Raw genomic sequence first — 11,795 nt, forward strand, 5'->3', positions numbered from 1 at the left:
ATGTGAAAATAGATCCAATGAGTAAAATTCCTTTTTATCAGCAGTTAACCCAGCAACTACTTTGTGAAATAGCGACAGGAAATATTCAGAATGGTGATCCATTGCCCTCTATTCGTGATTTAGCAGCTAAAACAAACCTCAATCTTCATACAGTCCATAAAAGCTACAAGGAGCTTCAGAAGAAAGGAATAATCGATATAAAACCTAGCTCAAAAGCAATTGTTAAAAAGTCTGCTGAAGTAAAGGGTGTTAACCTTCAACAAATATCTATAATGGTGGAACAGATAATATGTGAAGCTTATGTTTTAGGGATTAGCGAACATCAAATACAGAAGATGTTTCATGAGAATTTGCGAAAATTTTATAATGAGCCTTAAAAGAAAAAGAGGTGGCTTCTGTAATATACAGAAGCCATCTCTTTCTAAGTAGAGTGTATTTTAGTATACTCATCTTTGGTCATTCCAAAATAGATCTCGTCATAAAAGGAACCATTTGTATAAATCATATTTCTTAATCGTCCTTCTTCAACAAATCGCAGTTTTTTATGTAGAGCTATAGAAGATGCATTAAAGGAATAAACACAAATTGTTGCTTTCTGATAGCGAAGTTCAAAGAAATAATGCTTTAAAATCGTCAAAATCATATCTTTAGCATACCCTTTTCCTCTATGTGAGGGAAATACCGTAATAGCATAGTCAAATGTCCCATTCTTCCCATCACAATCAGAAACCTCAATTGTCCCCACGGCATTGTTTGAAGCATCCTCCGCAATCCAGTAAAAATCATCACTATCAGTAGATGCCCCTTGTGATATTTCATTTATCCATTCTTCAATTTGCTGATTTGTCCGAGGGAAAGCGATTGAATCAAGATTTTTTAGTATATCATCATCTAAATCATCAAATATATGAATGTCCTCAGACTTAGCCGCCCTCAATCGTATTTTTTCTCCACGCCAATAGGAAACTTTCATTGAACTCATCTACCTTTCTAATTTATATAGTTAAATTATACCATTTTGAGTGTGTGGAAAAGAAAAAGTAAGAAACCACTAAAAGAGTTCCTTACTTTTACAATGTTATATTAAAAACACAGCAACAATAGTTGTAATCACAAGACCGATCGCCACTGGCAATAAATTACGCCTTGCAAGTTCAAATGGGCTAACATTACAAATTGCAGCAGCTGGGATTAGTGCCCAGGGAATTAACGTTCCTCCTCCTACAAAGATCGCTGTTATTTGTCCTAAAGCTGTTAACGTTGCAGTACCTCCACCAATAGCATTGCCAAACAGACTACCGACGGAACCTGCCAAGGAAATACCTGAGAAGCCAGAACCGTCTAAGCCTGTAATGGCGCCAACGACTGCTAAAGTGACGACTGCAATTCCCTTTGTTAATGGAACTACCGCAGCTAGGCCCACACCGAGATCGTTGACAATACCGTGTGAAGCGGCTGGTAAGTAGTCACCAATAATTTTCGTAAATCCGGAATCTCCTAGATAGAAAAAGGCTGCGATTGGAATAACCGGTCCAAACACTTTAAATCCGAATTGGAATCCTTGAATTAAATAGCTTGTTGTCTTTTCAAGCCCTTGTTTTTTATGAGCTACAACGCAAAGCAATAGTAGGATAAAGACAGAAGTCCCTCCTATTAAAGCTGTTGCATCTCCACCTTGTAATTTTAAGATAGACATGGCAATGACATCGAATACAAAGGCAATTGGAATAAGTACTGCGAAAAAGCGTTTTTGTCCGAGTGTCAGTAGGTTTTCAACAATTACTTGTTCTACGGCTTCATTTGTGTCATTTGTAGTATATAAATCCGCTGATCCACGCTTTATATCACGTCGTAAAAAGATATAGGCGACTAGCGTTGTTACAACGCCCATTGTAATAACAAGGGGAATACTAGCAGTCATTACCTCACTAACTGGGATACCAGCAGCATCAGCAGTTAGCTTCGGAGCTCCTTGTATAACAAAATCACTTGAGAGAGCTATTCCGTGACCAAATAAATTCATCGCCATTGCCACACCGAGTGCTGGTAAGCCTGCACGTAGAGCAACAGGTAACAAAACCGCCCCTAAAAGTGCGACAGCAGGTGAAGGCCAGAAAAACCAAGAAATAAACATCATTAACAGACCAATCGTCCAGTAAGCTAAAGCAGGTGTTTTTATGATTTTCGTAAATGGAGCAATCATGACTTCATTTATACCCGAGGCCATTAACACTCGACTCATGGCAACGATAATAGAAATTATGAGAATGGTCGACAAAAGCTCAGTGATGGCATAAATAAAACTGTTAAAAACACCACTAATGGACGAAGTTAAATCGCCTGTAGCAACGATTGCTAACATAAATATGCCTAGTACACAAATGAGGGTGGTATCGCGACGTTTAACCATAAAGCCAATGATAAGGACAATAAAAACAACGTAAATCCAATGGAGAGCCGTGAATTCAATCCCCATACGTTTCCCCCTCAAAATTCGATCTGATTCTATAGAATATGAAGGGGAAAAAAGTTGGTGATGGTTTTGAAAAATTTCGACTTAAGTAGCATTGAAATATGTATTAATAATGAAGAAGTATAGAGGAGAGGGAATATAAAGATTGCTAGCGCAGAAGGAAAACTTGCTAATGCGGTGAATAAATATTTATAGCTTGCTACAATAGAACTTTCTAAAGTTAAGCCAACTGGCCAACAACATATTAAATTAAATGAAATCGAATAAGGATTGGCACCATCTTTAGATGATTTGATACACAATAATACAAAAGATTGAAGGCTTAGGATATTTTTCTAAGTCTTTTTGGTGTGTGCCCTTCATTGTATGAACTACAGGGTACAAGTCCAAACTCGAAGACAAAATTTGAGGTTAGTTAAGAGCAAGGGCGTCCGTGGTGACAGGAATCTGGAGGCAAAACACCGGTCCGAGGAACACGAATTTCATAAAAGACTAGAAATGATTAGATAAGTGCGCACGACAACTTTTTTGATGTAAAAAAATACCAACTATATATTTCTATATAATTAGTAATGGAAACGATGATAATATATATTGGATGTACTTGGAAGGATACCTAAAAATATATGTTAAGTTTTGGGATGGTTGATGATTTGAGAAGTTTTTTAGAAAAATTATTAATTTGTAGTGTAGTACTTAAGTAATCGAGTATATTCCTTTTAAAAGTAAACATAATCTGATTAGATAAAGGAGCAAATTATCATTGAAAAAATTTCGTGGGAAAAAGCGTTATTTTCGTAATTTATCTAGGGAACTAGACGTAGCGCACTATGATTTAGATTTTGGAGAGGAAGGATGGTTTGATTTCTGGCATACTCATCTTGATTTTTATGGACTTGGAAATAGTAGTTTGAAGTTAAGAAGAGAGCATATAAAGGCTCATATAATTTTATACAATAACTTATTAGAAAATCTTCAAGTATTTGAAAAACCTTATCAATCTTGGATAGATTTAGTTGATGAAGACGCAGGATTAGATGCAGTTTTTATCCATACCCCTAACCCTAATGAAAACAACTTCCCACTTAAGTTAGAAAATATAAAGTGGGATTGTCCTATTCCAAAACATTATAAGGATTTAATAAATCTAAATGAGTTTAATGTAGGTCATTATACTGAAGAAACGAATCACTTCATAATTCAATCAAAAAATAATGGGATAAGATTATAGAGTTTTATATAACGAGAGACTACCATAAGGGGGTTATATTGTCTTAATTAACCCATACCGCTGTGCTCCCCAACGTATTGATGGAAATATTACGATTTGTACAAGAAGTTGAATTATTATTATGTTGCAAGTCATGTATTTAGAAAACACGGTACATCATGGTTCTAATCAATAGGAGATAGAAATTGAATATAAAATTAATAATAAGTTTTATAGGTATACTAACACTAAATATCGGAGGATTATATATTTACAGAAATAGCAAAGGCTGTTTAGTTACCCTAATGAAAGCATGGAATATTTTTTGTATAATCGGTGTCATTGTTGTTGTTGTTTTATTTGTAGTTTACGATGAATCCTTTAATTGAATAGCTATAGTTAGGGGAATAATAACCTAGTAATGATGGTCGATGAAATTGCCATACCACTTTTATATGCCCCTATACTTGCTGTTATAGCAGTAGATATGTGATACAGTATACAGAGGAAATTATCACCACTTTAAGGGGGATATGATGTTAGGTCTGAACCTTATTTATAAATTTAAAACGTCTTATTCATTATCATATGCGAAGAAAAAAGGATTGGTAGCCAGATGTAATGCGGGGAGCACTATGATCCATGATTTTCATTCAGGAGAAGAAATACATAGATTAAAAAAACCAGCTCATCCATCACAACTATTATTTTCAGATGATGAAAGATATCTTATAGTAAAAAATACGTTAGGAAATATTTATGTATACGAAACGAATAATTTTGAAGTGGTTTCGATTTTTAAAAATACTAAATCCGTCGAAATGATTGAAGGGAAATTTTTGTTTAACCATGAACAAAATAAAATAGTGGATGTTGTTAAAACGGATGGAATTGAACAAATTGTCGCAATAGGTCTGAAAGCGAATATGATTTCTCCAATCCTATCTATTCCTAATGAGGGTATACAATTCATCACCTGTAATCAACAAATTGAGGGTAAGTCCATTTTTACAATCGAAAGCGCGCGTAATGAGACGGAACGTTTCATCTTTAATGTACTTGTTGTAGATTTAAAAAATGATAAAATCGAACATGAGTTAATTAAAACCGAATTTGTTTGGGATAAGATTGTTTATATAAAATCAAAGGAACAATATCTTATTGTCTTAGGAAATAAAATTTTATTAGTAAATAATAATTTTAGTATTATTGAAAATAAAATAAAATTACCAAATGAAATTCCAAATTCAGTGGCAGATAGTATTCACCTTTCTAAATCAGAAGACTCTGTTCTAATAATTTACAACCATATTTTATATTTAGTACAAATAGAACAACTTGTTCTGATTAATTCGGTGCCAATCGAATATGTATGTTTTGCTGAATATATTAATAATGATGAACTGATATTTATTGGGACTTGGAAAAATGGATTTGTTTTAAAGAAGTGACCTGCACCGGGTGCAAAAACACTTCGGAAAATTAAATACAGTTTTATTCCTTTGACAATCATTAATTTCAAAAAGCTGTACCACTTCGATTAAAAGCGGTTTTTGGAACACACATAAAATAACCTTTAGGCTACTTAGTTCCCATATTCAATGGGCGTTAAGTAGCCTAATTTTTCTTGTGTCCGTTCCTCATGTTGCTCGGTACACCAAGTGCTGGGAAGTAAACATAGTGATTATACATTTCTAAAAATTAAGTAGTTTTAACTATAAGAAAAATACATATAAAAAATGTCACAAAAAATAATAAAAATCAGTACATTTAAAAGATAATATTCCGATATTTAATAATGTCCAACGTCTAACGTCTATATTTACGATACATCCACTTTTTGAAATAAATAAGTAATTTCAAAGTCATATTAACTTTATACAAAATAAAAATTATCCTCTTTTTTTAGAAAGTTAAAGCTCTATGAAACCGGATGTTATTCGAATAGTAATACTCGAATAACATTAGGAATTCCTAAAAAGTAAAAATTTATTGTAATAGAGCATTAAGAGATAATAACAGGAGGAACAAAATGAGAAATTTTTTCGATGACCCGTACATAAATATTGAGCAACAGCTAATAAGCTTAGTCAGTGAAATTAGTGAATATAAAGGTATGTTGACAGCTTATAAAGAGCAAAGACCTGATATATTCACTAGCCTTGAAAAAGCGATACCCTTACAATACATAAAAAACTATATTTCAGTTTATGAAGATATAAAAGTTTCAAATAAGCGATTAAAAGAACTTATTTTAGATGATATAATCCCCCAATCCATTTCGGAAGATGCGATATTTTGTTATTATGAGACACTGAATCTTGTACATAAAAAATCTTGTACTTTTTCTATTAGTCCAGATACTATACAAGAATTGCATTTTCAATTAATTCATTATAATACCTCTGACGGTGCAAAATGGCGCCAAAAGCCATTTTCTATCCCAGGGCTTCCCGAAAAAGGGATGCATACGATTTGCTATCGTCCTCTTTCACCTGAAAATATTCCACGGGCAATAGAACAATTATGTAACCAGTACAATTTATTAAATCGTAAAAAAGAGTTACCTTCACTTATATTGATAGCTCGTTTTATATTGAATTTTTACTGCATAATTCCTTTTAGTCAAGGCAATGGTAGATTAACACTTATGATCATGCAATTACTATTAGTAAAAAGCGGACATACATTTGTAAAATATGTTTGTTTAGATGAATATATAAAGAAAAGAGAATCAGAATACTATGAAGCTATATATAAATCATCGGTTAACTGGTACTGTGATGGGCATAATATTAACTTCTGGTTAAAAGAGTTCTTAATTATTCTGTTAGAGGCTTATAAAGATCTACATAGTAGAGTACTGGATTCTATATGTAAACATACAAAGGTAGAGCGAATCCAGAATTTTATTCATAATCAAAAACAACCTTTTACAAAAGAATGCATTCGAAGTATTTATCCAGATATAGCTGAAAGTACAATTAGTAAAGCATTAACTGATTTACAATTATTGGGCGAAATCAAACTTATTTCAAAAGGGAGAAATGCGCGCTGGATGAAAGTAGAATCTTAATCTACACCTTTTCGGGGCTTATCAGTTTCTACTAAACAAATCAAAAATCTAAGAACCAATTGCCAATCTTTAATCGGCAATTGGTGTTTTTTAAATTTCAAGGAATGAAAAGCTTTCGATTAATAAAATATTCCAACGAAAGTATTTGTTTTGCCTCTTTATCACAAAAAAAACTAATCATCCCATTGGAAAAAATATGTCAATATTGCAACTTCAATCTGTTGATTTCCACCATATTATGACACTTTCGTTTTTATTTTGTTTATATTAATCAATTTTAGAATTAAAAATACAGTTAAAATAAACTATTTTGCACGTAAAATAGTTTATTTTAACTGCAATTTGCTAAAAAATGTGACTATACCTAATATTTACATTACAGGAAGGCATAAATTTTTTGGCAAGAATCTTTCCTAAAACTATAAGTATAAGGAGGTAAACAAAATGAAAAAGAAAATTATTACAGGATTAATGATGACGTCTATTTTTACTACGGGGGTTATTCCTTTACATACTTTTACAACGCCTATAGCTCAAGCGGAAATTAAAGAAGAGAACATAGCTATTTCCTCATCTTTAAGAAAATTAGGTGCACAGTCTAAATTGATTCAAATGTATTTAGATCAGGCTTTAATAAGCCCTAATGTACAGCTAGAGGAAGTACCAGCTTTAAACACAGAGCAATTTCTAATAAAACAGGATATGAAAGAATGGTCATCGGAACATTATCCAAAGTTAATGCTAATAAATTCGAAAAGTAAAGGATTTGCCACAAAATTTAATAACTATTATCCAACATTAAAAGAATATGTAGATAATAAGGAAGATAAGGAAGGTTTCCTGGATAGGCTGGAAGTCCTTCAAGAAATGGTTATGACAAACCAAGAAAATGTTCAATATCAAATTAATGAATTAACAGATCTTCAATTACAGCTTGATAAAAAACTTAAAGATCTCGATACTGATGTGGCAAAAGCACAGGGAGTACTAAGTTCAGAGGGAACAGGGAAAATTGATAAGCTAAAAGATGAATTACTAAATACTAAAAAGTCAATTCAAGATGATTTGCAAAAAATCGCCTTTCTACCAGGAGCTTTAAATGAGCAAGGACTAAAAATATTCCAAGAGATCTATAGTCTTTCAAAAGATATCATTGAACCAGCTGCTCAAACAGCGGCGGTAGCGTATAACAAAGGAAGAGAAATTAACAACGCTATTTTAGAAGCAGAGAAAAAAGCAGAGCAAGAAGCAAAAGAAAGTGGTAAATCTGCTTTAGAGATTGAAGCAGCCAAAAAAGAAGTGCGTGAAGCAATTGAGAAAAATAATAAAGGTGAAATTGCAGCAGCAGCAGCTACAAAAGCGAAAGAGTATGACCTTATGAAAGTAATTGACCCAGAAAAAATCAAAAAAACATATAGTACCTTCGCTGAAGTAAATAAATTAAAGGCAGAACAACGAGCATATTTGGATGGTTTAGAGCAACAAAACCAAAAATTATATGATTTAACAACGAAACTATCGATAGCAGACTTACAAAAATCAATGCTTCTTTTTATGCAACATGATTTGCATACATTTGCTAGCCAAGTGGATGTAGAACTTGACCTATTGAAACGCTATAAAGAAGATTTGAATTTAATAAAAAATAGTATCGCAAAATTAAGTACTGAAGCTGATAACAATCTATCTCAAAAAGATACATTAAGACGATTAAAAAGTGTAATAAGTCAACTAGAAGAACAGGTTCATAAATTTTGATATGTTAATAGGGGGAAATTAGATATGAAGAAATTTTCATATAAAGTGTTAACCGTGGCTACTTTGGCAACGGTTATAACCGCAACTAATAGTGGCACTATTCAAGCGCTTGCGCAAGAACAGGTCACTCAAGAACAAAAAATAGGGAATTATTATACATTAGGACCTGAAGGATTGAAGAAAGCGTTAGCTGAAACAGGGTCTCATATTCTTGTAATGGATTTATACGCAAAAACTATGATTAAACAGCCAGATGTAAACCTATCCAATATTGATTTAGGTTCTGAAGGAGGAGAATTAATCAAAAATATTCACCTTAATCAGGAACTGTCTCGAATCAATGCGAATTATTGGTTAGATACGGCGAAGCCAAAAATTCAAAAGATTGCACGAAATATTGTCAATTATGATGAACAATTTAATAACTATTACGACATATTAATAGACACTGTAAAAAAGAAAGACAAGGAAGGACTAAAAGAAGGTATTGGTGATTTAATCAGTACGATTGATACAAATTCACAAGAAGTTACAGACGTCATAAAGATGTTAGAAACCTTCAAAACAAAGCTATATACAAATACTATAGATTTTAAAAATAATATTGGTGGTCCAGATGGGAAAGGTGGATTAACGGCAATATTAGCGGGAAAACAAGCATTGATTCCACAACTTCAAGCTGAAATTGAGAATTTACGTTCCACTCAGAAGGCCCATTTTGACGATGTATTAGCATGGTCAATTGGTGGTGGGTTGGGAGCAGCTGTTTTAGTTATTGGAACTATTGCAGGAGGGGTAGTCATTGTTGTGACTGGCGGAACAGCAACACCGGCTGTTGTAGGTGGTCTTGCAGTTCTCGGTTCAGCTGGTATTGGTTTAGGAACAGCAGCTGGTGTTACGGCATCTAATCATATGAACTCCTATAATGAAATTTCCAATAAAATTGGAGAATTAACGATGAAAGCCGATTTCGCTAACCAAGCAGTTATTGCACTTACAAACGCCAAAGATACTCTGACATATTTGTATCAAACAGTGGATCAAGCGATCATGTCTTTAACGAATATTCAGCAACAATGGAATACAATGGGGGCAAATTATAAAGATCTATATGATAATATAGATGAAATGCAAGAACACAAGCTCTCTTTAATACCTGATGATTTAAAAGCTGCTAAACAAAGTTGGAATGATATTCATCAAGATGCAGAATTTATTGCAAAAGACATTGCCTTTAAACAAGAAGAAAAGAACTGAAATACAGTAGGAGGAATTTAAAATGAATAAAACATCTCTTTACAAAGTACTCGCTGTATCGACGTTTTTAACTTTGACAACTACAGCTGTAGTATCTCCAGTAGCAACATTTGCTGAGACAAGTAAGATTGAGCAAACTAACACTAGTGAGACGTCTCTTTCAGCAAACGAAGTGAAGATGAAGGAAACCTTGCAAAAGGCGGGGCTTTTTGCAAAATCTATGAATGCCTATTCTTATATGCTAATTAAGAATCCGGATGTCAACTTTGAAGGAATAAATATTAAGGGCTATCCAGATTTACCTGGTAAAATTGTACAAGATCAAAAGGATGCAAGAGCACATGCTTTAACATGGGATACAAAAGTAAAAAAACAGCTAATAGATACATTGACAGGTATTATTGAATACGATACAAAATTCGAAAATTATTATGACATAATAGTAGAGGCCATTAATACAGGAGATGGAGAGACGTTAATAGAAGGGATTACAGATTTACGAGAAGAAATTCAACAAAATCAAAAGTATGCACAACAATTAATAGAAGAATTAACTAAATTAAGAGACGCTATTGGACAAGATGTTAGAGCATTTGGCAGTAACAAAGATCTTTTACAGTCGATTTTAAAAAACCAAGGGGTTGCAGTTGAGGATGATCAAAAGCGACTAAAAGAAGTTTTAGATTCTGTAAACTATTATAAAAAATTAGAGTCCGATGGAATAATAACAGTATCTGTGCCCTCTATTCCTACTTGGATTGCTGGTGGTATCATGCTGGGGGTAGCTAGAGATCAATTAGGTCAATTAGAACCGTTATTAGCACAATTAAATCAGACAGTTGATTATAAAACCACATTAAATCGTGTAGTCGGAATAGCACATAGTAATATTAGTGAGATGTACAATGCCCTCGATGATGCCATTAATGCTCTTACTTTTATGTCTGCACAATGGAATGACTTAGACTCTCAATACTCGGGCGTACTAAGACATATAGAGAATGCATCTGATAAAGCGGAACAAAATAAATTCAAATTTTTACTACCTAACTTGAAATCAGCTAAAGACAGCTGGAGAACATTAAAAGTAGATGCAGACACATTAAAAGCAGGGATAAAAGAATTAAAAATATAACCTGTTTTCAATAGAAAAGTAGATTTGGGGAATATTCCATTTTCCAAATCTGCTTTTTATTTTTGTTGTGTTATATCAATAAATCCGATACGACCTGAACGATCAGCAAGAAAAAAATGATGGGTAATAAATTTTGAATCCATTTAGTTTTGATATAAGGAATTATCTTTAAACCTAAGAATGAGCCAACGATAGAGCCAATTGAAACAGGAATGGCGATTCCCCAATTAACAATGCCTGTAAAGTAGTAAAAGAGAAATGCACCTGTACAACTTGAAAACGTAATAATTCTTGTTAACTCAACTGCTTTTATATAGGTATATTGCTTTTTAAGATGATAGGTTACATTCATTAGAGCTGAGCCTGGTCCAAAACCGCCATCATATATTGAAATCGCAAATGGAATGAGTTTATTAATTGGTTGTTCCTCTGTCTTTTTATTATCCTGTACCATAAATTTATTACTGCAAAGCACAATGAAAAATGCGAAAATTAAGAATACACAAGCTACAATATTCATGACTTGTTCTGATAATCGAGTGGCTAAAAATGCGCCCAATACACCTCCTAAACTAGATATCATTATTAAAGATGTGAATTTCTTTAACGATAAATGTCCTTTAATTATAAACGATACGACATTTGATAAGGCTGAAATTCCTGTCGCGAATTTATTAACAGCTACGGTTGTATGAATTGGAACCCCAATAAGTAACATTGCAGGTAACAAAACGAAGCCTGCAGCACCAAAAAGAACACCAATAACTGCTGCGAGTAAGCCAATTGTAAATAAAATAAATCCCTTTACTGATAACCATTCATGTAGTAAAATTTCCATCAAATCACCTCTACATCTAAATTACTGCTAAATAATACATAAAACAAA

At 33.0% G+C, this 11,795-nt stretch carries 10 protein-coding genes; 7 read left to right on the forward strand and 3 right to left on the reverse strand.

The annotated features are described in order from the left end of the window. Positions 1-2: 2 nt before the first annotated feature. A complete protein-coding gene (locus ACFVT8_RS12770; protein ID WP_387081507.1) occupies positions 3-377 on the forward strand; it encodes a GntR family transcriptional regulator in 375 nt (124 codons plus the stop codon). A 44-nt stretch (positions 378-421) separates the two neighbouring features. Here the strand turns inward: ACFVT8_RS12770 and ACFVT8_RS12775 are convergent, their stop codons facing one another. Both ACFVT8_RS12775 and ACFVT8_RS12780 read right to left on the reverse strand, forming a co-directional pair. Beyond that, positions 422-973 carry a GNAT family N-acetyltransferase gene (locus tag ACFVT8_RS12775; RefSeq protein ID WP_387080602.1) on the reverse strand — a complete coding sequence of 184 codons (552 nt, stop codon included), beginning with the start codon at positions 971-973 and terminating at the stop codon, positions 422-424. Positions 974-1,078: 105 nt separating this feature from the next. Continuing rightward, positions 1,079-2,476: a hypothetical protein gene (locus ACFVT8_RS12780; protein ID WP_387080605.1), complete on the reverse strand. Its 1,398-nt coding sequence runs from the start codon at positions 2,474-2,476 to the stop codon at positions 1,079-1,081. A 760-nt stretch (positions 2,477-3,236) separates the two neighbouring features. Here ACFVT8_RS12780 and ACFVT8_RS12785 point away from each other — a divergent pair. The 6 genes from ACFVT8_RS12785 (at position 3,237) to hblA (ending at position 10,909) form a co-directional block, all read left to right on the forward strand. Further along, the gene (locus tag ACFVT8_RS12785) at positions 3,237-3,704 is read left to right on the forward strand and encodes a hypothetical protein (protein ID WP_387080608.1); all 468 of its coding nucleotides are present in this window, start codon (positions 3,237-3,239) and stop codon (positions 3,702-3,704) included. A gap of 512 nt (positions 3,705-4,216) precedes the next feature. After that, the gene (locus tag ACFVT8_RS12790; protein ID WP_387080611.1) at positions 4,217-5,134 is read left to right on the forward strand and encodes a YncE family protein; all 918 of its coding nucleotides are present in this window, start codon (positions 4,217-4,219) and stop codon (positions 5,132-5,134) included. 581 nt (positions 5,135-5,715) lie between these two features. Then, positions 5,716-6,759, forward strand: a complete 1,044-nt coding sequence (locus ACFVT8_RS12795) for a Fic family protein (RefSeq protein ID WP_387080613.1) — start codon at positions 5,716-5,718, stop codon at positions 6,757-6,759. 444 nt (positions 6,760-7,203) lie between these two features. Continuing rightward, entirely contained in the window at positions 7,204-8,517 is a 1,314-nt protein-coding gene (gene hblC, locus ACFVT8_RS12800; RefSeq protein WP_387080616.1) for a hemolysin BL lytic component L2, read from the forward strand. 24 nt (positions 8,518-8,541) lie between these two features. Beyond that, on the forward strand, positions 8,542-9,774 hold the full coding sequence (gene hblD / locus ACFVT8_RS12805; protein WP_387080618.1) for a hemolysin BL lytic component L1: 1,233 nt from the start codon (positions 8,542-8,544) through the stop codon (positions 9,772-9,774). A gap of 22 nt (positions 9,775-9,796) precedes the next feature. Next, positions 9,797-10,909 (forward strand): hemolysin BL binding component B, encoded by a 1,113-nt coding sequence (gene hblA / locus ACFVT8_RS12810; protein WP_387080620.1) that lies wholly within the window; start codon positions 9,797-9,799, stop codon positions 10,907-10,909. A 70-nt stretch (positions 10,910-10,979) separates the two neighbouring features. Here the strand turns inward: hblA and ACFVT8_RS12815 are convergent, their stop codons facing one another. Further along, on the reverse strand, positions 10,980-11,747 hold the full coding sequence (locus ACFVT8_RS12815) for a sulfite exporter TauE/SafE family protein (protein ID WP_387080623.1): 768 nt from the start codon (positions 11,745-11,747) through the stop codon (positions 10,980-10,982). Positions 11,748-11,795 lie beyond the last annotated feature (48 nt).

Source organism: Lysinibacillus sp. NPDC058147 (genome assembly GCF_042884205.1).
Classification (GTDB): domain Bacteria; phylum Bacillota; class Bacilli; order Bacillales_A; family Planococcaceae; genus Lysinibacillus.